The organism is Paenibacillus sp. 2RAB27 (assembly GCF_052115445.1).
GTDB lineage: Bacteria > Bacillota > Bacilli > Paenibacillales > NBRC-103111 > Paenibacillus_E.
This window is the reverse complement of sequence record NZ_JBFRGR010000016.1, coordinates 99,708-121,600: the sequence shown is the minus strand read 5'-3', so window position 1 is coordinate 121,600 and position 21,893 is coordinate 99,708. Positions and strand designations below refer to the sequence as shown.

Sequence of the window (21,893 nt, the reverse complement as noted above, 5' to 3'; positions counted from 1 at the left end):
GACCCTCAGCTCGTTGCTGTGGGTCTCTTTATGTTAATAAACTCAGGAAGGATCTGGGAATAATCAGGAGAACTTAATAAGAGTGGAAATCGCTTGATATCCAAAACGGATGCTACTTTATGTAAAAGGGAGAAATGTTCATTGAAAAAAATAGTGTTTGGAATGGTTTTGGGTGCTGGTATTACTTTTTCTACTGCTGTATATGCTTCAGATGCTATTCAAGCAATGAAGTACCAGGTGGAGTTTCTTTTTAATGGGGTTACTAAACAATTGGATAGTGAGTACACCGTTTTGAATTACAATGGACATGCTTATGTACCTATCCGTTTCGTAGCTGAAAGTATGAGAGCTCACGTAGAGTTCAATGAGGCGGATAAGCAAATATCCATAAAGTACGGCACACCAACTGAGCAGTTGCAATCACGCATAGAGATGACTGCCCTTCAATTATTGAAAACGACAGAGAAAGGGGAACTGGATGAAACTAAAAAGCAAATCGATGCGATACCTCCAACCGAACTTAACTCGGTCTTTATTCAGATTTTTAAAATGGCTCATATGTTTCAAGGTAATCCGCACGTTGCCTATTTAGTAGAACTATTGATTCAAAAGCAAGTTGATCTCAATATCGTTGATGAGTCCAATGGTTACACACCGCTGCATTATGCTGCAGAACGATCCATTGATCTAGTGGGAAGTCTTTTGGATGCTGGGGCCAAGGTGAATGTAAGTGCAAATGGAATGACACCGCTAATGCAGCTATCAAGTAAGAAACAGCTTGGCTTGGTTAACAAGATGCTTGCATTGGGGGCTGATCCAAATTTAGGCAGAGGGGCTCTGCTTGCGGCGCTTCATCCTTTTGCCAATTCGGGATTGATCGATGAGAGCGTCCAAATTGTAAAAAATCTTATAGCGCATAAAGCTGATGTGAACGCTACTAACTCAGATGGCGAAACACCGCTGTTAGCAGCTCTAAGTATGACTATGCCACAATCTCGGCAAATTGTTCAGTTGCTGCTCGAGCACGGTGCAGATCCCAATCAGATAGTAAAAAGTAATTGGTCAGGACTGTCACCTCTAATGAGGGCAGTTAATCCCTATGGCCTTGACTCTATTCAGGGTGTGTACACGATGGTTGAAATGTTGATTAATGCCGATGCAGATGTCAATGCAGCCGACGAGAAGGGCAATACAGTTCTCTCTTACGCCGTGGAATTTAATCAAAATACCATGGAAGGAAACTTCGATGTACTCCGATTGTTGTTGAGTAAAGGAGCGAACCCACAGGCGATAGACAAGAATGGTGTTACACCACTTGATAAAGCAAAGAACATTGTAGATGAAAAAATGAGGGATGAAATTGTTAAGCTTTTAGAATAAGTCATACAATCCTTTAATTATTTTTTCACTTTATATCTGGGGCATTTATTAATGGTTTTTGAATTGCGTCCACAATGGCTGCGAAGATACTCGTTGCTAAAATACCCATTAGACATAAGGATGTAGGACCCGCTGCATCATCACTAACTGTAACTTTAGCAAGCACCCTTAAGCTTACTATTCCTATTAAAATGAGGATGATAACTGCAAATGCACATTTCTTTATAATCTGCAAAGATTTAAAGGATAGTTCTGAGAAAGCATTGTTCTTCTCGATGTAGGTTAATAGTTTATACGCTTGATACAACGCAACAGAAAACGCAATACAGAAGCCGTATGTACATACTAGAAAGGGGATCACGAAGTAAGCCGTATCTGGATGTACTCTTGCATCTTTAACAGCTATCTGAGGCAACCAGATACATAAAGCAAGCACTGCAATTCCAGCCAGAAAAATAATTACCTTTAAGAAAGTAGTTGAACCTCGTTTAACATTCATATTATACACCTCACTTGTTTAATGACAACATGATCTTATCATAGGTCTTATCGTTTTACAATAAATATGTATTGTTTGTTATTACATAATTGTTGTTATTGAAGTATCATTTTAATTTGCGAAAAATAAAAAGCATTTCCTATTTCTAAATAATAGGCTATAGTTTGTAATAGAAGTTGATTGGAAGTCGGGGGAATTTAGGAGCAAATCACATGCGAAAGAATTGCAAATTGATCTTAGTTGAAGGTTTGTGCGGCACTGGCAAATCGACATTAGCTGAAAAATTAAATGACTACCTCGTTCAGCAAGGCATTCCCTCTCGATTCTATGATGAGGGAGCAATTGGACATCCGACGAGTCTGAATTGGCACGCATTCTTTCGCGAAGAGGAATATAAGGAACTTCTGATGAGGTATCCAGACATTGCTGATGAAATCCGTTCTTGGGCCATTAATAATGGTATCAATTATCTGATTCCTTATCGTGAATTCAAGGGAAATAGCGAGTTGGTTGAGCTTTATGCAGAGTTGAAGTCCCGTGAGCTATGTTGGACGGATTCGCCTGTTGCCACGCTAGAAGAGTTTACATTTTCGATTCAGCATCATTGGTCACATTTCGCTGAGCATGCCTCTAATTCAGATGAGGTATATGTGTTAGAAGCTGTTTTTTTTCAGCATCAGATTCATGATTTATTGGGTCATTATCAAGCAGTTGATCACCTGATCGAGGAGCATATTCAAGGAATCGCTGATCAGATAATTGCTTTGAATCCCATCGTGATGTATTTAACTCATCCGAATGTGAGGGAGCAGCAGGTTTGGATTTCTTCCATCCGTTCAAGACCAAACTTTGCCACAGAGCAAAATATTAGGTTTATGGAAAACCGTAAACGGATCGAATTGGGGCTACTTGAAATGCTGCCATTTCCAACCTATACATTTGAAAATGAAAACCTTGACTGGGAAGCGGTCTTTAATAAAATGGTGGAGGCCGTACAGACGAGCGAGTAGACAATTCCATTCCAAAAATCCTAAGAAGCACTGCCGCGGGCAGTGCTTCTATTTGTCTTACTAGAATAATGCAATACCTAATCATAGATAAATATGCAATGAAATTTAATTATTTGGATTTTATTCAAAATATGGATGTCTAGATTGTGTTCTCCTGGATATTCTGTGTATTAGTAAAGTTGTTTCCGCCTTACAAATTAACTTCAAATTGGTTGAATGGAACCGTCACGCAAACTGCGCCGATAAGTTGAATGTACAGGACCAGTTTATGAATATTTAAGAATTGCTTTAGAAGGAGTTTACTTCAATTGATTATCTTAAAGGTAAGAAGATATCAAGGGAGATTCTCACGAGATGAAAAATTTTACTATGAAACAGAAAAAATGGATGCTAAGCTTACATATCTTATTCGCAGCCATCATGTTAGGGACAAGTGTGACGTTTCTCATACTTAGCATTACCGTTGCGAGCACAAGTGATTCGGTGTTAATACTCTCGTGTTACAAAGCCATGCACGTATTAGCCGGAACTTCAGTACGAGTATCCGTGATCGGGACCATCGTGACAGGGGTGCTATTATCGCTGGGGACTCACTGGGGTTTGGTGAAATACTATTGGATCATCGTCAAAGAAGTGCTTACGGTTGTCGCGGTTATCGTAGGTCCCATTGGTATGTACATTTGGACATTGAAAGCAATATCCATGTTAACTGAAGTTGGAGGAGAGAGTGCGAACCAAGGTGCCTACGTTTCCAACATGCTATGGTTATTTATAGGCATAGGACTTCAGTTACTCTCATTACTCGCGATGTATCAACTATCCGTGTTTAAACCGTGGGGGAAGCGAAGAACTAGTTAGTCCGTATACTAATAGAAAAAGCAGAGGATTGGAAGGGGAGCCCCTGCTCGTATCCTCTGCTTTTTGGTGTCACCGATTAATCCGTAATATTTCTCGTATAGTATTCAATAATGTCCTTACGTCGAATGATACCTAGGAAAACGCGATCCTTATCTACAACGGGAACAAAGTTCTGGTCAGCAGCTAGTGCTAACATATCTTCCATATGTGCATCAATGGCGACGCACTCGTTATAAATTCGTTTTCGAATGTTGGTTACAGATACTTCATCCATGTTAACGAAGGACAGGCCGGGCGTGCACTTTAGTTTCCATAATAAATCTCCTTCGGATAAAGTGCCCACATATTTCCCTTCCTCATCGATAATTGGAATCGCTGTATAATGGCAGGCTTCCAGCCGTTCTATCGCTTCTTTCATCGAAGCCGATGTCGTCAGGTAAGATACTTTGTCTTTAGGTAGTAAAAACGATTTAATTTCCACTTTGTTTCGCTCCTTTTCATCCCGAATTACTTTCACTATTTAATTAAACCATAAATCCGACCGAAAGAGTGCACAATTGACTCGTGTAATAAATGGAAATAGGACAATATTTGATTTTTTGTAACATTAGAGTCCTTCGATTTGAGTCAAATTATGGGTAATAAAATGCAAAAATGGGAAGGGGCTACCCAGAAGTAGTTGTTTCTACTTCGATGGACAACCCCGCATCGTCGTTCATATTTTGTTGATGATCGCTAACTCAATTTACAAATGTATACTTAACTCTTTTCGAATTAATAAAGTAGGGTATCCAAATCAAACAAGTAATCAAGGATTTTACAATATTTCTACCCTGTTCATTCATAAACTCAGGTGTCGCTAGCCCGACGATTGAATTCGAAATAAAATAGTAAATGACATTAAATACGAAACTAACTAAATAGAAAATAATGGCCAACGTTCTTACTCGCCTCATTTTTTTCCATCCTAGATAGCCTAAGACAATAGGGAACACAACATATAAAGAATAGGTAACAGTTTCATAAATGATCATTAATCCGTATTTCCAATCATCTTTATACAATTCGGTGATAAGTCCATCAGTGTAAATAGGTAATAACGTATTAATTATGTAGATTAATGCGTCCCCTAAGGTTAGTAACAAACCTATGGAAACAACATATAACCAACCTCCAAATCCGCGTAAATGAGCATGCTCGATTTGTGGCGGCTCATTTCCAGAGGGTATCAGATTCTCTGTTTTCAAAGCTAATTCATTATCCGGATTGACCATTAAGACACCTAGTTTCTTCTCCAATTTTAGGAGGATTTACAAAACATGGATGTTTCAGAACTATTTAATGTATTCGGCATGTGTCATATTAATCCTCCATTCCAATTCGTAAATAGCATAAAGAATTTGTCGATAAAAATTGTAAATAAATTACCAAAAACCCCATTTCACACAGAACATTCCTATGCAGCTCACGTCTAATTGAATAGGAGTGAGCTGGAGGGATTAGATGAGAAAATGGCGGTTGGCGAAACACTGTAGAATGAATATAACCATGAGGAGTGAGAAATGAATCTAATGACCCCAAAATATGTAGCGATCCTTATATGTGTGTTGATCGTAGGTTTAGGGTGTGGTTATTCGATCGAAAGACTCACTATAAAGCCAGATACTGAGCTAACCATGGAACCAAATCCTTCTCTTAAAGTAGAGAGCACAGCTACGCCAAACGTTGCACAGATAAGTGCGAATTTAATGGATAGAGACACCTTATTGCGCATATTATCAAGAGTTCATGATAGTACGGAAGGTTACGAATATACGGAAGCGCAGTTAAAAGAGCTTCAGGCAAATCAAGAAAATAAAGATTATAGCAAGGTCCTGCAAAAGTTTATCCAGTCAAGATTAAAGCAAGAAATCACTTCTTTTCAAACGATCAGTAAATCGGTAAATCCCCGTTCTGTTCTCCTAACAACTAGTGATCAACGTGCCTACATGGTCTATATGAAAAAAGATTATTCTCATGATGGGATTTGGATTATAAGTGGTTTTATGGATTATATGCCACAAGAGAATCAAATGAATGAGATCTATACATCGGTTCCACTAGCAGGAGCATCTGGCGATGTAAAGGAGTGGGCACAATCATTATTGAAACAGCCGGAGTGGAAAAAAGAGTATCGTACTTTTGGTGATCGCACATATGCATTGATCAAGTCATCCTCGTCTTATTCTGATTCTGTAGAGTTGGAGGAGGTCATGCTATCGGCCGGAGAAGTGTATATTTCCTATCAGTCATATCAATATGCCGCGAATAGTAATAAGGATCTCATCAATGATTATTTGTTGTTGGAATTAAAAGGACCAGGTATTAGGGACGTTATCTTTCAGAATACCTACTCCAATTTCCCGCTTGTAGGGGGGAAGGAGCCTGTTCCTGGAGATGAGGGAACGCTCTCACATTTGAAGGAGAGTATTGTTTTGGATCAGAAATTCATGGAGCTAGCTGCTATGGGGAAACTTCGAGGAATCGAATATGGCATCGGTGCTACAGAAGCTGAAGTAATAGCAAAATGGGGGAAGCCTCATGAAATCGGCTCAAGGCAAGTAGAATACCAACAATGGTATAATTATCAATTATACTTCTGGCCGCCAGATCAGAAGATCGGTGCCATACGGATTCTGGGCGCTTCCGTGCCGTACACACTGCCTCAAATCAAGAAGGCGTTGGGAAACCCAACAAGTGAAACGAATGGGGTAGATGGTATTTGGAGCTTATTGTACCAAGCTGGTGACTATGAATTGTATGTCAACGCTACGACCAAAGATGGGCAAGTTGAATCCGTGATGTTGAAAAAGAAAGAGTAGCTGATCTGAAATGCATGGAGTTGGAAACCGTGGAGGGGGATTAGTTTTGAAGGCGGTTGTCTACAAGAAATATGGCAGTCCGAATGAACTGATTTATACAGAAGTGGAAAAGCCGCAGCCAAAAGATCATGAAGTATTGATTAACGTACATGCTGCGGCATCCATTAATTCATGGGATTGGGATTTGCTGCGAGGTACGCCGTTCCTAGTGCGAATAGGCGGCGTTCGTAAGCCCAAATTCGCCATACTCGGAGCAGATATTGCAGGGCGTGTTGAAGCGGTTGGCAAAGCAGTAAAGCAGTTTGTTCCTGGAGACGACGTATTCGGAGATATTTCAGGCTGTAGTTGGGGCGGATTTGCGGAGTATGTGTGTGCGTCAGAATTGGCTTTGTCAAAGAAACCAGCCCATATAACCTTTGAAGATGCCGCGGCTATCCCCCAAGCCGCAGTCCTCGCCTTTCAAGGTTTACGCGGCAAAGGAGTTATACAAAAAGGCGATAAGGTATTAATCAATGGCGCGGGTGGGGGTGTTGGAACATTCGCGATTCAACTAGCCAAATTATTTGGAGCAGAAGTGACAGCGGTCGACAGTGCATCTAAGTTGCCAAAACTCCAAGCGCTTGGAGCGGACTACGTCATGGATTATAGAAAAAAGGATTACACCACAAGTGGTGAAAAGTATGACTTTATTCTTGATGTCATGGGTAATCGGTCGATATTCGACTGTAAACGTGCCTTAAACGCAAATGGTCAGTATGTGATGGTGGGAGGCACGATGCCTCGGATTTTTCAAATGATGTTTCTTGGACCCCTGATCTCATGGATAGGAACGAAGAGAATGGGGCTCTTAATGCACAAACCAAATCCTGCGGATCAAAATGAATTGATGGCGCTTTGGGAGGCAGGGAAAATAGTACCTGTCATCTATCGCCAATTTCCGTTAGCTCATGTTGCAGAAGCCTTTAGTTACTTCGGTGAAGGGCAGCACATCGGGAAAGTTATGATTCGTGTACGATGAAAAAAGGCTGATCTCAGTAGATATCCTACTTGAGAACAGCCTTTTTCTATTGGAATGCTACGTACGGCGCATATAAGCAATAACCGTAATCGGTGCAAAGATAGCCACAATGACGATAGCTCCGAACAGTGAAATGGTGAGATCCCAGCCTACCGTACCTTGATTCGCAAGCTGACGAACGGCAGAGACGAGGTGTGAGATCGGATTGATTTTAACAAACCATTGAAGCCAGTTAGGCATCGTATCAACCGGTACGAAAGCGTTAGATAAGAACGTTAGCGGAAACAGGACCAGCATTGAGATCCCTTGAACACTGGATGCTGTGCGAGCAATGACGCCAAAGAAAGCAAAAATCCAGCTAATCGCCCATGAGCAGAAAATGACAAGCAAGGCAGCGATCGCAACATTGGCCAAGCCGCCTTCAGGTCGGTATCCCATGATGAATCCCATGGAGAACGTTAGTACCGTTGCAATGGTATACCGGATGGTATCGGCCAACAAGGCGCCAGCAAGCGGGGCTATACGTGCGATTGGCAATGATTTGAATCGGTCGAAGACGCCTTTATCCATGTCTTCTCGCAGCTGAACGCCGGTCACGATGGAGGTCGTTATCACAGTCTGTACAAGAATACCTGGAATAATAACGGGTAAATAACTTACGACATCACCTGAGATGGCTCCACCGAAAATATAAGTAAACATCAGTGTGAAAATGATCGGTTGAAGCGTGACATCGAACAATTGCTCTGGTGTACGTCGGATCTTCAGCAAACCCCGATAGGCCATCGTAAGCGAATTACGTATGGACTGGCGGAAGCTTGTGTGGTTTTTCAGATGCCGTTCCGAAACGGGTTTAATCGATGTACTCATACTCTTGCCTCCTGTTTATTACTTGTTGCAGTAGGTGTCTCTGCATTGTTCTCTTGTACGCCATGACCTGTAATGGTTAAAAACACTTCATCCAACGTCGGCTTCTGTACACTCATCTCAGCTAAGTGAATGCCTGATTCACGCAGGGAGATAAGTAGATCCGTTACTCGATCAGCGTTCGCCATCGGAGCGGATATCTTGCCAGCAACAACAGTTGAAGCTACTTTGAGAACTTGCTCAACTGTTCTGCGAGCTTGTTCAATATCGGATGGATTTTGAACACTAAGCTGCAAGGATGAGGTACCGACAGAAGCTTTAAGTTCATCTACAGTTCCTTCGGCGACGACGCGCCCACGATCGATGACGGCGATTCGGTCAGCGAGTTGGTCTGCCTCATCTAGGTATTGCGTTGTAAGCAATATCGTTGATCCGGTGTCGACTAGTCGGCGGATTGTATCCCACATCTGGGAACGTGTACGTGGATCTAACCCCGTCGTCGGTTCGTCTAAGAAGATGAGTGGAGGCTGCGCAATAAGACTCGCGGCGAGATCTAGACGACGTCTCATCCCACCAGAGAAATTCTTCAACGGACGCTTAGCAGCTTCGGTTAACCCGAATTCTTCGAGTAATTCCTCTGACTTTTGGCGTGCTTCTTTACGGCTTAGCCCGAGAAGACGTGAGAAAATGATTAAGTTCTCCGTTGCGCTTAACGATTCATCGACGGATGCGTATTGTCCGGTCACCCCGATCAATTGACGAACGATCTGTGACTCTTTCACAACATCGTAGCCGAAGATTTTGGCTGAACCTGCATCAGGTTTAAGAAGGGTTGCCAGCATATTGATTGTCGTCGTTTTACCAGCACCATTCGGGCCTAGAACCCCATAAATCGTTCCCGCCTTCACATTCAAATTCACACCATCTACCGCGCGATTTTCTCCAAAAGTTTTGACAAGTCCTTGCGCTTCAACGGCCCAATCGCCATATTGCGCTTTTCCTTTTCTTTGCAAAGAATCCAAAGTAATTCCTCCTAGATAACAATTGATGACGTGATTGTAACCTACATATTTAAACTGAATGTAAACAAATGTATGTAATTATTGATTTGTCTATTTACATGTAGCAATGAATTAGTGTACTATGACATTAATACAATTTTAGTTTGAGGTGACATCTTTACGATGCTAAAGGAGCGATTAGAATGAGAGTGTACAAAGCATTATTTTTAAAGGATTTTAGGTTAATAAGGTCCGTTTTTTTAATAGGACTTGTCATGAATGCACTCATAATAATACTGACGCTATATCTGGGGATGATAGCAGAGAATACCTTATTTATATTCTTGCCCCTCGTTGCGGCAGTTATTTTTCACGTTTTATATATGCCGATCACACTATTGATCAGTTTAAAAACAGAGGCCAATCAGCTTCATTTGTGGCTGCATAATCAACGACCTGCATCGATATTGATGCTTAGTAAGCTTGGTAATAGTTTAATTATGAATGTTATTTCATTATTGATGTTATATCTAATGTCTGGCCTGTTAATCATTCCTAAGTTCAGATTAATTGAAAAGTATTGGACAGATACATGGTATTCAGGACTACTTATCTTTCTTCATACGATTATGATTTCTATCCTTATTGGGATATGGGTAATCCTACTCTGGGCTTTATACTATTACCTCAAAAATAAAATCGGGCGCTATAGTTGGTTTTTCCTCATTGCTGCTGTTATTGTACCAAGTTGGATGAATACCCTATTTGAAAATACCGCACTCTATCGTGTTTTGACAAAATGGGGAGGCATCACATATCACTTTCCTTCATTTGCAATATCGCCGATACAAACGTATGCAGGTGAATATGTCTATAACTTCCTTATCATCATTGGCTTATTCGCACTGACAGCATGGATCATAGACAACAAAATTGAGGTGTAAGGAATGGAAGAATTTAATGCTTCAAAACCAATTTATCTCCAGCTAGCGGATCGAATTAAACGACAGATTGTAAGTAACGAATTGAAATTAGGTGAGAAGCTGCCTTCAGTTCGGGATATGGGGCTAATATATAGCGTAAACCCAAACACCATTCAGCGTACGTATAGCGAGTTGGAGCGTGAAGGTATTTTGGAAACGAGAAGAGGTCATGGCACTTTTGTTACGGAGAAAGAGGGGCATCTAACTCAACAAAGGGAAAATTTGAAAAATGAACAGATCCTAACCTTTGTCCAGGTTATGCAAGAAATGGGTTTCAGCTCAAATGAAATTATCTCAGGAGTTCAGGATCATTTGAAAAATAGGGATAAAGGAGATGAATAAGATGATTCAATTTACGAATGTTTCTAAAAAGTATGTGAAACAGACCGTGCTCACTAACCTTACCTTTTCGCTTCCTATCGGAAAAATAATTGGTATCGTTGGAGAGAATGGCAGTGGAAAGTCTACGATTTTAAAGCTAATTTCCGGGTTAGCGCATCCCACGAACGGGAATGTCACCGTACTAGGGCAGAAAGTCGACCGACGAATTAGCCATGTTGTATCCTATTTATCCGAGCTGGGTGCGTATTATTCGTTCTTCACAGTAGGTGAAGCAATGAAATTTCACGCTTCGCAGTTTGCCGATTTTAACATGGGAAAAGCGATAGAAATCATGAATTTCATGCGGCTAGAACCGCAGATGATAATAAAAAACCTATCCAAAGGAAATCGAGGACGCTTAAAAATCATGTTAACTTTGGCCAGAGAAGTTCCGTATATTCTGATGGATGAGCCCTTGTCAGGCCTTGACCCTATGGTGCGAGACGCAATTGTGAAAGGAATGATTTCCTATTTGGATTTGGAAAAGCAGTCACTCATTATGACGAGCCATGAGATTACGGAAATTGAATCCTTACTCGATAGCTTCATTGCGATCAAGGATGGTTCCATACTTCGAATGGCTTTTGTAGAGGAGCTATATGAATCGGAAGGTGTTGGTATTACGGATTGGATGAAAAAGGCGTATGTCTAAATGCAATTGGGTCGGCCAGTACTCAAATCTTGATACACGAAGGGTGGAAATGAAATGAATGTAAATCGTGGAACAGCCATCATGGTTGGTATACTTTTTATCGTTGCGGCGCTAACGTCCATTATTGGTCTTATTTTATATAATCCGCTTCTAAATGATGCAAATTATCTGATCCAGGGCGCAGAACATGCTAATCAAATTAAACTAGGCGCTATTTTTGAGCTAATACTTGTCGTATCCGCGATTGGCACGTCGATTCTACTATTTCCATTACTACGCAAACATAATGAAAGCATCGCCCTAGGATATGTCTGCTTCCGTTTCCTGGAAGCCATCGTGATTACGATTGGTATCATCAGCATGCTATCCTTATTGACATTAAGTCAGGAATTCGTAAATACAGTTTCGCCAAATGAATCTTCGTTTCAACCTTCCGGCACGTTGTTGATTGCTATTCATGACTGGACGTTTTTGCTTGGACCGAATTTCCTGCTTGGCATTAATACTATGATGTGCAGTTATTTACTTTATAAGTCCAAACTCGTTCCGCGATTTATTTCCTATATGGGTCTTACAGGTGCAACGCTTATTTTCATTGCTGCTTTGCTAGAAATCTTCAGTATCATCACACAGCTTTCGACGTGGGGAGCTGTCTTGGCGATTCCTGTGGCTGCGTATGAAATGACATTAGCTGTATGGCTGTTAGTTAAAGGATTTAATGCGCCAGACAGGAGAATTTATCTATAGTTATCCTTTCCTTCGAATTGGTAAATCCTAATGTGCTATGATGAATTCATGCAACACGCATGGTACAGGAGGATCCCAACATGTCATTAATCAATGTTACAAACTTAACGTTTGCCTACGAGGGCAGCTACGATAACATATTTGAAGATGTTAATTTTCAAATTGATACCGATTGGAAACTAGGTTTCACAGGTAGAAATGGAAGAGGGAAGACAACTTTTCTTAACTTGTTGCTTGGTAAATACGAATATAGTGGACATATTTCTGCGAATGTCAGCTTTGAATATTTTCCATTTCAAGTTAACAACAAACAAGATCAAACGCTGGATATCATCAATACGATTGTGCCAGATTATCAACATTGGGAATTAATGCGCGAGCTCACCTTACTTAAGGTTACTGAGGACGTTCTTTATCGACCCTTCGAGTCATTGTCAAATGGTGAGCAAACGAAAGTATTGTTAGCAGCGTTATTTCTGAAGGAAAATAGCTTCTTGTTAATTGATGAACCTACCAATCATCTCGATATGAATGCAAGAAAGCTGGTCAGTGAGTATTTGAATACGAAAAATGGTTATATCTTAGTGTCTCACGACAGATCATTTCTGGATCATTGCGTAGACCACATCCTATCCATTAATAAGACCAATATTGAAATTCAAAAGGGTAATTTCTCCAATTGGTGGGAAAATAAGCAAAGGCAAGATCACTATGAGCTCGCTGAGAATGAGAAGCTGAGGAAGGATATCAAACGTTTATCCGATGCGGCTAAACGAACGAGCAATTGGTCTCATGAAGTCGAGAAAATGAAGAATGGTACGAGAAATTCGGGTTCCAAGGTAGATAAGGGGTATATTGGTCACAAAGCTGCGAAGATGATGAAACGTTCTAAATCGATTGAGCAAAGACAAGAAACTGCCATCGACGAAAGGTCTAAGCTGCTCAAAAATATTGAAAGTGCTGAAGACCTCAAGATAACGCAACTTGCCTATCACAAAAACCAACTTGCTGCGCTTGAACATGTCTCGATACATTATGGCGAGAAAGTAGTATGCCAAAATGTCAGTTTTACGATCGAACAGGGTGAGCGGATTGCGCTATCAGGTAAAAATGGTTCTGGCAAATCGAGCATAATCAAGCTGCTTTGCGGTGAGCAAATCGACTATACAGGAACTTTTCGGAAGGGAAGCCAACTTCAAATATCCTATGTTTCCCAGGACACTTCACATTTACATGGTAATTTAAAGGACTACGCGAAGAACAATGGGATTGATGAGAGTCTCTTTAAGGCGATATTAAGGAAGCTGGATTTTGCAAGAGTGCAATTTGAAAAAGACATTTCTTCCTTTAGCGGCGGCCAGAAGAAAAAGGTACTGATTGCCAAAAGTCTGAGCGAAAAGGTACATCTGCATATTTGGGATGAGCCGCTAAATTTTATTGATGTAATTTCGCGTATGCAGATCGAAGAGCTATTGCTTGAACATGCACCAACGCTTCTATTTGTAGAGCATGACAGGGAGTTCTGCGATAATGTAGCGACAAAGATTATTGAGCTATAAGGAGATGAAGGCTGAGCTGCTTCAATGTAGCTTAGCTTTTTTGCTATTACCGGGTTGGTCGACATTTCCGAACTAAAGCGAGGGTTCCTTGTATTAGAAGACCAATAGTCCGATAATGCCAAACTATTTAACCATTTTGCTGGTTTGTAAGTCTCGCTCATATTTAATGCTGTGAATAATTTATGACGTTAATTATAGAGGGATACCGCATTTCTTTACTTCGAGTTAGAAAACCGTAGAATAGAAGATAGGCTTGGAAATTTCATTTGGAGTTGAGCAATCATGTATCTGAGAAGACTGGAAATTCAAAAGCAAGGGAATATCGATGCTGAGAAATATCCGTTTACCATCCCATCCATCCAATCATTGGCTTCTATTACTTTCGAGAAGAACGTCACTTTCCTGGTCGGAGAGAATGGTTCAGGCAAATCAACGATCCTTGAAGCCATCGCCTACCAATGTGGGTTTAACACAGCAAGTGGCGGGAGAAACAATGTGTATGACGTCGAAGCAGCGCACTCCATTCTGGGTGAACACTTACGTCTGTCTTGGATGCCGAAGATTACGAATGGTTTCTTTCTCCGAGCAGAGACTTTTTATAACTTTGCTAGCTATTTAGATACGATGCCTGAAAGCTTACCCTATTACGGTGGCCGATCCTTACACGAGCAATCGCACGGTGAAGCTTTTCTTTCTCTTTTTAAGCATCGATTTGGGAAAAAAGCCATTTATCTTCTAGATGAACCAGAAGCAGCTTTATCGCCAGCAAGACAATTAGCTTTAATGCGTGTTATCAAAGATTTGGAGAAGGAAGCACAGTTCATTATCGCTACGCATTCTCCCATACTGCTTGGATATCCCGATGCGCAGATTCTTACTTTTGATGATCAACCCATCAGTGACATTCAATACGAGGAAACGCTCCATTATATGATTACCAAACGGTTTCTAGACAATAGAAAAATGATTTTAGATGAGCTGTTCAAAGATTGATATTGATCAGCTCATTGTCATTTAATTACTTTTGGATTGTCAGTGGTTCAAAATTCGGATAGACATACGGCGAACTTGGGGCTTCGATGTTTTAGCGGCCGCTCGCGAACGGATAATAGCGCCCCTGAAGGGCGCTATTACTTAGAACAATCGCCTTGCCGTAACAAAACGCTTCTTCCATTTGTCATCGAACGCTGTGAAGTGAACGCCAAGCTCTTTGGAATACGTTTGAAGAATCTGACCATTTCCTGCGTAAATCCCTACATGACCGATATCGAGTCCGCGTGCGGTGAAAAAGAGGAGATCCCCTTTGCGAATGTTGTCAATCCCGACTTCTTTCCCTTGTAGCGCTTGATCGTAGGAAACGCGCGGCAAATCCTTCGACAATACATGGTTAAAAAGGTATTGAACGAACGACGAGCAATCGAACGTATTCGTTTGCCCTGAAGCAGCCCCGAACTCGTAAGGTGTTCCAATAAACTTGGATCCGAAAGTAATTAAAGCATCCGCTTGTTTCATCGCTATCGACGTGTTCGTGTAATCCGAATACAACGGAGCAGAGGAGATGAAACCAATGGTGCCGTCTTGTGCTTGTACCTCTAACCAATCCGAGTTGATTTCACGAATGACGTGGATTTTTTCGGTTTTTGCAAGCATTCGAAGAATGTGGGTACCGTCATCTTTAACTGGTGTGTCGCGCAAATTGACACCATATTGGATCGTGGTTTCATTGTCGTGAATGGATGAGATTGTAATCGAGCGGGAGTAGTCATGCCATTTCACGAGATTACCTAGCGTCTCGCTAATAAAACGCAATGGCATCATCGTGAAGCCATCTATAATTTTGCCAGCTATGGGCAGCTCCAGACGTTCTTTATTTTTATAGGCAAAAGGTTCTCCGATTTGGTAAGTTACTGTGGTGCCATCTTTCACAGCAGTCACTGTTCGCGTGTTCTCATCCCATGAAATTGTAGCACCTTCCGCTTCAAAAAGAGCTCTCATCGGCACGAGGCTATAGCCATCTTCAATCACAGGAGGTGTCTGAAAGGATAGTGGAAGCCCGTCCAAAAACACAGTAGGCGACGCATTATCCGCAGCCTTTACTGATGTTGCATGGAGCAGCATGATGCTCAATAACGCAATATGGGCACCTCGAAAGAGTTGTTTTCTAATTCTCATACTTGTCGTCCTCATACTTTCTGTTAATGCCTATATATTTCGTTAAGCAGAATTTCCTTGAGTCCGTATGGAGGAGAGGGAAAGATTGGGAGGAGTTCATTGCTTCGCATTTTCTAAAATAAAGAAGACTGCCCTAGAGTAGACGAATCTACTTGTCGGACAGCCTCTTTGACGGTGCGATAATTGATGGAGCTCTTGCCTTGAACCTTACTTCGCTAGGTAACTACCTCATCACATCATTGCAGTAAAGATACTACAGGAAGTGGTATGCGGCACATCTCCTCGCCTCCATATGGATTCAATAACAAATTCCCTTGTGTAAATTGTCTGCGACACAACACCTCACCACTGCGTCACCGTCATAAAATATTATGTCCGCTCTCCTCAGACACTATACACAGATTTGGGTAAAAGTTGCTCGTCATGAATACATATAGAAGCAACAAGGAAAAGGGGTGATGCACATGCGCCCAGGCTACGGAATGTTCCAGCAGCAAACTACGAAGATGCAGATCACACCCCAACTACGCAAAGCGATTACGATCCTCAAACTCTCGACACCGGAATTGTTAGAAGTTATTCAACAAGAGGTGACTGAAAATCCGGTATTGGAAATAGCCGGGAATAATGGGGACGCTCACAACCTCACACCAACCTTTTTCCATAGAGCTAGAAGAACTGATCACGACAATGACCCATTACTTAACATTGCATCGAATGAGATATCCCTTGAGAGGCACTTAAAGGAGCAATTAGGCTTTATTAAAAAAATACCACCACCCATTCGACGTACCGTCTCATTTATGATTGGAAATCTAGACCATAATGGCTACTTGAGATCTACCTTGCCTGAAATTTCGGAGGTGTGCAAGCTCGAGCTTGCTCAAGTAGAGCGTGCGTTAAGGATTTTGCAGAGTTTTGAACCCCGCGGCATTGGGGCAAGAGATTTGAGGGAATGTTTGCTTCTTCAAGTCCAGTCGCTCGCGGATTGCTTTCCATTAGTCTCTATATTAATTAGGAAACATTTGAATGATATTGCTAGTTACCACCTTCATAAATTATCGACGTTGCTTCAAGTGTCCACACAAGAAATTCAGGCTGCGATCGATGTCATCAAAGGATTGAACCCTAGACCTGGCGCAGCCTTTTATATAGAAACGGTTCATTATATTATTCCGGAAGTCATTATTGAGAAAGCAGGTGATCAGCTCGTCGTACTGCTGCATCAAGCAGCTTCGTCAGGACTTTCAGTTAGTGGATATTACGAACGAATGGCCATCGAGAATAGTGACAATAACGAGTTAAACAGGTTTCTAACTGGTAAATTACATGCCGCGAAGTTCTTCCTGAAGTGTTTGGAACAAAGACGAAGAACGATATTTCGAGTAACGCAAGCCATTGTAGAGGAGCAAAGTGAGTTCTTCTGGCATGGTAACGCGCATCTCAAACCTATGACTCTAAAGCAGATTGCTGAGAAATTAGGCGTACATGAATCAACGGTAAGCCGCGCTACAGCGGGTAAATACGCTCAAACCCCTTGGGGTATATATGAACTAAAGTATTTCTTTCCCTCCGGTCTACAAATGGACATAGGCGATTCTGCTTCTTCGGAACATGTAAAATCGAGAATCAAGACATGGATTAGTGAAGAGAATCCCAGAAAACCCTACTCTGATCAAAAGCTGGCAGATTTATTGAAGGAGGAGGGCATCTCCATATCCCGCCGTACCATAACCAAGTACCGGGAAGAACTCGGTATTTCTTCTTCTGTGAGAAGGAAACGCATATAGTTGGAGAGGAAGGGAGTATTTGTTGTCACTTCATGTTAACGATTTGGCCCATAAATTCATGTCCTCAAACTTATCATAAATGTCGCAATTTTTCGTAAGTCTGCCGTAATATCCGTACCCCATTTGATAGAAAACGGCATTCATACCGAATGAAAGGGCCCTCGATAACGAATAAGCGCATGTGATTTGCCGAGCAACTAACTCAGTTTCTAAAGCATGTATAAGCAGACGCATGAGACCTTGATTACGATAAGCCGGGAGCGTAGCGCAATCTGTCATTTCGGCATTCGCGTAGACCGAGTTGATCTCTGCGGAAGCGGCGCTTACAAGTTGATCCAGTGATTTAACGAGATAATAAATTGTTCCTTCCCGCATGGTTTTCTCCACATACATGGCATCATTCATCGGCGTGGGGTAGGTTTGGAAAATGTGGCTGTATAACTGGGAGAGCTGTTCCGCATCCTCCAATCCAGCGAGACGCATCGTCATGTTGCTCGGAACCAAGGGTCGATCGGGCTTAAGCGGTAGAGAAAGAACCTGCTGCAGAATTTGATCTTCTTCCAGCCAATAGTCACTAGTCCGGCGTGCGAGATCATCATACATGGCCATACAGTAAGCATCGTCTCCATTGAAATATCCTTTATAAATCCCTTCCAGCATACATCCCTTCGATAAAAAAGACTGCCAATCCACTTCTCGTGATTTGATAAACACCTTGGTCAAAGCATGTGATTTAGCCATTTCAACCACTCGCCTGTAAATGACATCTACATTTCCCGAATAGTCATCCACCCGTAGCCTTTTATTCGTAAAATCAAGGCAAAACATAATCGTATAATCGGTACCGTTCTCAACTTGATTCGTATAGGTTGGCAGATCACTCGGCATCCAGCATCCCCCTTAACCCTTAAATTTACTGCAAAATAATGACCAACTGCCAACATTTTTGCAGCTTAACCCACATATTCAGCCTATGAATTGGTCAAATACCCACTGTGGAAAGTTGGCATCCTTTTTGCATGATTACCTTTTAGGCGCAAGAATGTTCTATACCATATGATGGAGGTTGAATGCATATGAATTGCATGTGGTGTGAAACAGAAGATATCCGTGAAAGTGTGAAAGATTGCTACTGGATTATGCCTGATGGGAGACTAGCGGTGCAAATACTTGACATTCCTGCGCTTGAATGTGCGAATTGTCGTACCTATGTCCTAGAGAGCACCGCACAGCAAATTGAAGAGACCTTATATTGGCATGATGTTTCTGCACTGGGAACGGCATTTCGCTATGAAGATCTGTTAAAGGCTCCGCGGGTAAAGAATATGTTTCTCAAATAGAACCTTAGCTGCAACATCTGTGGGGGTGCCTTATGAAGCGGGAGCATGTCATCAAGCCAGTTTTGGATCACCATTATCCCACGATTCAGTATGGGAAAGGTGTCTATCTCTACGATGAGCAAGGCAAAGCTTATATCGACGGTTGCTCGGGAGCCGTGACAGCTGGCCTAGGGCACGGGGTGCAAGAAATCATCGATGCGATGATGGAGCAAGCGAACAAAGTGTCCTTCGTCTATCGTTCACAGTTTACAAGTGAGCCCGCTGAGCAACTGGCAAAGAAGTTAAGTGATCTAGCACCTGGCAACGATTATTGGACCTTCTTTGTGAACAGCGGGTCGGAAGCCACGGAAACGGCAATGAAGATTGCCATCCAGCACTGGCAGGAGAGAGGGAGACCTGGTAAAAATAAAGTGATTTCTAGGCGAATGAGCTATCACGGCATTACGCTAGGTGCACTTTCAATGTCAGGTCACGTTCTGAGAAGAAGGAGATTCATCCCCTTATTAGAAGATTTCCCGGTAGTGATGCCGCCCTATTGCTACCGCTGTCCAATAGGCAAAACGGTAGGTAATTGCCAGTTAGCCTGTGCCGATGATTTGACAACAGCGATCAAGCGGATCGGTGCCGAACATATCGCCGCGTTCATCGCGGAGCCAATCATTGGAGCTGCAGGTGGAGCCATTGTTCCGCCAACAGGCTACTACAAGAAGATCAAAGCAATTTGCGAACAGCATGACATCTTATTCATCGCGGACGAGGTCATGACAGGCATTGCCCGAACGGGGGCGATGTTCGGTATGCAGCATGATGAGGTTGAGCCGGATCTCATGGCATTGGGCAAAGGAATGAGCGCCGGCTATACGCCGATGGCAGCAACACTTGTCAAAGATCATGTGATGGAGCCTATTCTGAATGGCACCAAAAGTATCATGTCTGGTCATACGTACAGCGCCAATCCGCAATCGGCGGCTGTATCGTTAGCGGTACTTACGTATATCGAAAAGCATCAATTAGTGAGCGCAGCAGCAAGTAAAGGCAGTTATTTATTGAACGCGCTGCGCCAATTGGTTGATGGCATTGAGATGATCGGTGATGTGAGAGGCAAAGGGCTGCTACTGGCCATCGAATTTGTTGCGGATCGGGCTGACAAGCGACCATTTCCACCTGGATTAGGTGTTACGTCTCGGATCATCGAGAATGCTTTTCAGAAAGGGTTGCTTGTTTACCCAGCTGCAGGTGCGATCGACGGGGAGGGGGATGCGATTATCATCGCACCGCCTCTGATTATATCCGAAGAGGAAATGGACCAACTTGTGCGGATTTTAGCTGAATCCATTCGGGAAGTCATGGCGGAGATTACCCCATCCACATCGGAGGAGATATGATGGTGCCAAGCGAGAATTCACGTGTGAGCGAAGGTGAAGGCAAAGTAAGAAGCTTGGAAGAAGCGCTTCAAACGATTTCGAATGGGTGTACATTGATGTTCGGTGGATTTGGAGGCATCGGAACGCCGCCAACATTAGTCGAAGGCATCCTCCAAAAAGGCGTTGAGGACTTAACCATTATTGGGAATGATACGGGATTTCCCCACATCGGCATCGGACGTTTAGTCACGGCAGGACGTGTGAAGAAAGTTATCGCGTCCCATATCGGCTCGAATCCTAACGCTGGTCAAATGATGGAGCAGGCCACCATGGAAGTCGTCTTTTACCCGCAAGGAACACTATGTGAAAAAATTAGGGCTGGCGGTGTGGGGCTAGGCGGGATCTTGGTGGATGTTGGTGTCGGAACGATTATGGAGCAAGGAAAGGACACGGTGTCCATCGGCGAGAAAACATATCTGGTAGAGCCAGCACTGACAGCGGATGTGGCCATCGTGCATGCGAAAAAAGCCGATCCATATGGGAATCTCATCTACGATAAAAGCGGTAGAAATCTGAATCCGCTCGTTGCTATGGCGGGTCAAATCACAATCGCCGAAGTCGATGAGATTGTACCCCTCGGCGAGCTGGACCCTGAAAGTATAGTCACGCCAGGTATTTTCGTGGATATGGTGATCTTGAGCAGAGGGGTGACTTGGGAATGGGTATGGGAAAAGAAACCCGCGACCGAATAGCAAAGCGGGCTGCTCAAGAATTGAAGAATGGCATGGCTGTTAATTTAGGCATCGGTATTCCGACGAAGGTGGCGGATTATGTGCCTGAGGGTATTCGGGTTGTTTTTCATGCAGAGAATGGCATCTTAAGCGCTGGTGGAGCGCCAATTCCAGGCGAGGAAGATGCTTTCCTATGTAATGCTGGCGGATATCCCATCACGATTCATCGGGGGGCTTCCTACTGCGATAGTGCGATTGCTTTTGCCATGATACGTAGAGGCTGTATAGATATTACGATACTTGGGGCACTAGAGGTAAGTGAACGAGGGGATCTCGCGAATTGGATCGTACCTGGGAAACGAGTGGCGGGAATCGGAGGGGCGATGGAACTGGCGCAAAAAGCGAAAAAAGTCATCGTTCTGATGAACCATGTCAACCGAAATGGGGAGTCTAAGGTAAAAAAACAATGCGACTTGCCCTTAACTGCAGTAGCTTGTGTGAAGTTGATCATTACGGAAATGGCTGTCATGGAGGTTTCGGAACAAGGTTTGATTTTAAAAGAGGTCATGCTGCCCTATACGGTAGAAGAGGTTGTTCGACATACGGAAGCTGCCTTGCTTATTCCTGAAACCATTGTGTACATTCCGTAAGCTGTCAGAGAAAGGCTTGAAGGAGGGAAT

Annotated in this window: 23 protein-coding genes; 16 read left to right on the top strand and 7 right to left on the bottom strand. The window is 42.6% G+C overall.

Annotated elements, in window-relative coordinates; translation table 11 throughout:
* The first annotated feature begins 141 nt into the window (after nt 1–141).
* Nucleotides 142–1,380, top strand: coding sequence for an ankyrin repeat domain-containing protein (locus AB4114_RS21315; RefSeq protein ID WP_441990250.1), 1,239 nt, complete (start codon nt 142–144; stop codon nt 1,378–1,380).
* A 25-nt stretch (nt 1,381–1,405) separates the two neighbouring features.
* Here AB4114_RS21315 and AB4114_RS21310 read toward each other — a convergent pair whose 3' ends face one another.
* A complete protein-coding gene (locus AB4114_RS21310; RefSeq protein ID WP_441990249.1) occupies nt 1,406–1,879 on the bottom strand; it encodes a DUF2975 domain-containing protein in 474 nt (157 codons plus the stop codon).
* A gap of 212 nt (nt 1,880–2,091) precedes the next feature.
* Between AB4114_RS21310 and AB4114_RS21305 the strand changes: the two genes are divergently transcribed.
* Both AB4114_RS21305 and AB4114_RS21300 read left to right on the top strand, forming a co-directional pair.
* Entirely contained in the window at nt 2,092–2,889 is a 798-nt protein-coding gene (locus AB4114_RS21305; RefSeq protein ID WP_441990248.1) for an adenylyl-sulfate kinase, read from the top strand.
* Between the two features lie 354 nt (nt 2,890–3,243).
* The gene (locus AB4114_RS21300) at nt 3,244–3,747 is read left to right on the top strand and encodes a hypothetical protein (RefSeq protein WP_441990247.1); all 504 of its coding nucleotides are present in this window, start codon (nt 3,244–3,246) and stop codon (nt 3,745–3,747) included.
* 76 nt (nt 3,748–3,823) lie between these two features.
* Here the strand turns inward: AB4114_RS21300 and AB4114_RS21295 are convergent, their stop codons facing one another.
* Together AB4114_RS21295 and AB4114_RS21290 are read right to left on the bottom strand one after the other, a co-directional pair.
* The gene (locus AB4114_RS21295; protein ID WP_057310047.1) at nt 3,824–4,228 is read right to left on the bottom strand and encodes a CBS domain-containing protein; all 405 of its coding nucleotides are present in this window, start codon (nt 4,226–4,228) and stop codon (nt 3,824–3,826) included.
* Between the two features lie 259 nt (nt 4,229–4,487).
* Complete coding sequence (locus tag AB4114_RS21290; protein ID WP_441990246.1) at nt 4,488–5,021, bottom strand: DUF2569 domain-containing protein; 534 nt, start codon at nt 5,019–5,021, stop codon at nt 4,488–4,490.
* Between the two features lie 288 nt (nt 5,022–5,309).
* On the opposite strand from AB4114_RS21290, the gene AB4114_RS21285 reads away from it, so the two are divergent.
* Both AB4114_RS21285 and AB4114_RS21280 read left to right on the top strand, forming a co-directional pair.
* A complete protein-coding gene (locus tag AB4114_RS21285; RefSeq protein WP_441990245.1) occupies nt 5,310–6,608 on the top strand; it encodes a DUF4309 domain-containing protein in 1,299 nt (432 codons plus the stop codon).
* A 46-nt stretch (nt 6,609–6,654) separates the two neighbouring features.
* Nucleotides 6,655–7,626 (top strand): NAD(P)-dependent alcohol dehydrogenase, encoded by a 972-nt coding sequence (locus AB4114_RS21280; RefSeq protein WP_441990244.1) that lies wholly within the window; start codon nt 6,655–6,657, stop codon nt 7,624–7,626.
* 57 nt (nt 7,627–7,683) lie between these two features.
* On the opposite strand, the gene AB4114_RS21275 is transcribed toward AB4114_RS21280, so the two are convergent.
* Both AB4114_RS21275 and AB4114_RS21270 read right to left on the bottom strand, forming a co-directional pair.
* Nucleotides 7,684–8,496 (bottom strand): ABC transporter permease, encoded by an 813-nt coding sequence (locus tag AB4114_RS21275; protein WP_441990243.1) that lies wholly within the window; start codon nt 8,494–8,496, stop codon nt 7,684–7,686.
* Nucleotides 8,493–9,515: an ATP-binding cassette domain-containing protein gene (locus tag AB4114_RS21270; RefSeq protein WP_441990242.1), complete on the bottom strand. Its 1,023-nt coding sequence runs from the start codon at nt 9,513–9,515 to the stop codon at nt 8,493–8,495. Before AB4114_RS21270 ends, AB4114_RS21275 begins: the two co-directional genes overlap by 4 nt.
* A 182-nt stretch (nt 9,516–9,697) precedes the next feature.
* On the opposite strand from AB4114_RS21270, the gene AB4114_RS21265 reads away from it, so the two are divergent.
* The 6 genes from AB4114_RS21265 to AB4114_RS21240 all read left to right on the top strand — a co-directional run bounded on the left by AB4114_RS21265 (nt 9,698) and on the right by AB4114_RS21240 (nt 14,809).
* Complete coding sequence (locus tag AB4114_RS21265; RefSeq protein WP_441990241.1) at nt 9,698–10,438, top strand: hypothetical protein; 741 nt, start codon at nt 9,698–9,700, stop codon at nt 10,436–10,438.
* 3 nt (nt 10,439–10,441) lie between these two features.
* Nucleotides 10,442–10,819, top strand: coding sequence for a GntR family transcriptional regulator (locus AB4114_RS21260; RefSeq protein WP_441990240.1), 378 nt, complete (start codon nt 10,442–10,444; stop codon nt 10,817–10,819).
* A 1-nt stretch (nt 10,820) separates the two neighbouring features.
* Nucleotides 10,821–11,510, top strand: coding sequence for an ATP-binding cassette domain-containing protein (locus AB4114_RS21255; RefSeq protein WP_441990239.1), 690 nt, complete (start codon nt 10,821–10,823; stop codon nt 11,508–11,510).
* A 54-nt stretch (nt 11,511–11,564) separates the two neighbouring features.
* Nucleotides 11,565–12,257 (top strand): DUF4386 domain-containing protein, encoded by a 693-nt coding sequence (locus tag AB4114_RS21250; RefSeq protein WP_441990238.1) that lies wholly within the window; start codon nt 11,565–11,567, stop codon nt 12,255–12,257.
* Nucleotides 12,258–12,337: 80 nt separating this feature from the next.
* Nucleotides 12,338–13,816 carry an Lsa family ABC-F type ribosomal protection protein gene (locus tag AB4114_RS21245; protein WP_441990237.1) on the top strand — a complete coding sequence of 493 codons (1,479 nt, stop codon included), beginning with the start codon at nt 12,338–12,340 and terminating at the stop codon, nt 13,814–13,816.
* A 282-nt stretch (nt 13,817–14,098) separates the two neighbouring features.
* Nucleotides 14,099–14,809 carry an AAA family ATPase gene (locus tag AB4114_RS21240; RefSeq protein WP_441990236.1) on the top strand — a complete coding sequence of 237 codons (711 nt, stop codon included), beginning with the start codon at nt 14,099–14,101 and terminating at the stop codon, nt 14,807–14,809.
* A 141-nt stretch (nt 14,810–14,950) separates the two neighbouring features.
* Here AB4114_RS21240 and AB4114_RS21235 read toward each other — a convergent pair whose 3' ends face one another.
* Nucleotides 14,951–15,988, bottom strand: coding sequence for a stalk domain-containing protein (locus tag AB4114_RS21235; RefSeq protein WP_441990235.1), 1,038 nt, complete (start codon nt 15,986–15,988; stop codon nt 14,951–14,953).
* Nucleotides 15,989–16,452: 464 nt separating this feature from the next.
* Here AB4114_RS21235 and rpoN point away from each other — a divergent pair, with 464 nt between their 5' ends.
* The gene (gene rpoN / locus AB4114_RS21230; protein ID WP_441990234.1) at nt 16,453–17,778 is read left to right on the top strand and encodes an RNA polymerase factor sigma-54; all 1,326 of its coding nucleotides are present in this window, start codon (nt 16,453–16,455) and stop codon (nt 17,776–17,778) included.
* 30 nt (nt 17,779–17,808) lie between these two features.
* Here rpoN and ablB read toward each other — a convergent pair whose 3' ends face one another.
* Nucleotides 17,809–18,666 (bottom strand): putative beta-lysine N-acetyltransferase, encoded by an 858-nt coding sequence (gene ablB / locus AB4114_RS21225; protein WP_441990233.1) that lies wholly within the window; start codon nt 18,664–18,666, stop codon nt 17,809–17,811.
* A 188-nt stretch (nt 18,667–18,854) separates the two neighbouring features.
* On the opposite strand from ablB, the gene AB4114_RS21220 reads away from it, so the two are divergent.
* The 4 genes from AB4114_RS21220 to AB4114_RS21205 are packed head-to-tail and all read left to right on the top strand — an operon-like array spanning nt 18,855 to nt 21,863.
* The gene (locus AB4114_RS21220) at nt 18,855–19,118 is read left to right on the top strand and encodes a YokU family protein (RefSeq protein WP_056621642.1); all 264 of its coding nucleotides are present in this window, start codon (nt 18,855–18,857) and stop codon (nt 19,116–19,118) included.
* A gap of 32 nt (nt 19,119–19,150) precedes the next feature.
* Nucleotides 19,151–20,503: an aspartate aminotransferase family protein gene (locus AB4114_RS21215; RefSeq protein ID WP_441990232.1), complete on the top strand. Its 1,353-nt coding sequence runs from the start codon at nt 19,151–19,153 to the stop codon at nt 20,501–20,503.
* Nucleotides 20,503–21,234, top strand: a complete 732-nt coding sequence (locus tag AB4114_RS21210; RefSeq protein ID WP_441990281.1) for a CoA transferase subunit A — start codon at nt 20,503–20,505, stop codon at nt 21,232–21,234. Before AB4114_RS21215 ends, AB4114_RS21210 begins: the two co-directional genes overlap by 1 nt.
* The gene (locus tag AB4114_RS21205; protein WP_441990231.1) at nt 21,201–21,863 is read left to right on the top strand and encodes a 3-oxoacid CoA-transferase subunit B; all 663 of its coding nucleotides are present in this window, start codon (nt 21,201–21,203) and stop codon (nt 21,861–21,863) included. The genes AB4114_RS21210 and AB4114_RS21205 overlap by 34 nt, the downstream gene beginning before the upstream one ends.
* Nucleotides 21,864–21,893: the final 30 nt, after the last annotated feature.

What these genes read in the sequence shown, in the direction of transcription:
- AB4114_RS21310 (WP_441990249.1), bottom strand. Translation starts at nt 1,879, where the DNA reads ATGAATGTTAAACGAGGTTCAACTACTTTCTTAAAGGTAATTATTTTT.
- AB4114_RS21305 (WP_441990248.1), top strand. Translation starts at nt 2,092, where the DNA reads ATGCGAAAGAATTGCAAATTGATCTTAGTTGAAGGTTTGTGCGGCACT.
- AB4114_RS21300 (WP_441990247.1), top strand. Translation starts at nt 3,244, where the DNA reads ATGAAAAATTTTACTATGAAACAGAAAAAATGGATGCTAAGCTTACAT.
- AB4114_RS21290 (WP_441990246.1), bottom strand. Translation starts at nt 5,021, where the DNA reads ATGGTCAATCCGGATAATGAATTAGCTTTGAAAACAGAGAATCTGATA.
- AB4114_RS21285 (WP_441990245.1), top strand. Translation starts at nt 5,310, where the DNA reads ATGAATCTAATGACCCCAAAATATGTAGCGATCCTTATATGTGTGTTG.
- AB4114_RS21275 (WP_441990243.1), bottom strand. Translation starts at nt 8,496, where the DNA reads ATGAGTACATCGATTAAACCCGTTTCGGAACGGCATCTGAAAAACCAC.
- AB4114_RS21265 (WP_441990241.1), top strand. Translation starts at nt 9,698, where the DNA reads ATGAGAGTGTACAAAGCATTATTTTTAAAGGATTTTAGGTTAATAAGG.
- AB4114_RS21260 (WP_441990240.1), top strand. Translation starts at nt 10,442, where the DNA reads ATGGAAGAATTTAATGCTTCAAAACCAATTTATCTCCAGCTAGCGGAT.
- AB4114_RS21255 (WP_441990239.1), top strand. Translation starts at nt 10,821, where the DNA reads ATGATTCAATTTACGAATGTTTCTAAAAAGTATGTGAAACAGACCGTG.
- AB4114_RS21250 (WP_441990238.1), top strand. Translation starts at nt 11,565, where the DNA reads ATGAATGTAAATCGTGGAACAGCCATCATGGTTGGTATACTTTTTATC.
- AB4114_RS21245 (WP_441990237.1), top strand. Translation starts at nt 12,338, where the DNA reads ATGTCATTAATCAATGTTACAAACTTAACGTTTGCCTACGAGGGCAGC.
- AB4114_RS21240 (WP_441990236.1), top strand. Translation starts at nt 14,099, where the DNA reads ATGTATCTGAGAAGACTGGAAATTCAAAAGCAAGGGAATATCGATGCT.
- AB4114_RS21235 (WP_441990235.1), bottom strand. Translation starts at nt 15,988, where the DNA reads ATGAGAATTAGAAAACAACTCTTTCGAGGTGCCCATATTGCGTTATTG.
- rpoN (WP_441990234.1), top strand. Translation starts at nt 16,453, where the DNA reads ATGCGCCCAGGCTACGGAATGTTCCAGCAGCAAACTACGAAGATGCAG.
- ablB (WP_441990233.1), bottom strand. Translation starts at nt 18,666, where the DNA reads ATGCCGAGTGATCTGCCAACCTATACGAATCAAGTTGAGAACGGTACC.
- AB4114_RS21220 (WP_056621642.1), top strand. Translation starts at nt 18,855, where the DNA reads ATGAATTGCATGTGGTGTGAAACAGAAGATATCCGTGAAAGTGTGAAA.
- AB4114_RS21215 (WP_441990232.1), top strand. Translation starts at nt 19,151, where the DNA reads ATGAAGCGGGAGCATGTCATCAAGCCAGTTTTGGATCACCATTATCCC.
- AB4114_RS21210 (WP_441990281.1), top strand. Translation starts at nt 20,503, where the DNA reads ATGGTGCCAAGCGAGAATTCACGTGTGAGCGAAGGTGAAGGCAAAGTA.
- AB4114_RS21205 (WP_441990231.1), top strand. Translation starts at nt 21,201, where the DNA reads ATGGGTATGGGAAAAGAAACCCGCGACCGAATAGCAAAGCGGGCTGCT.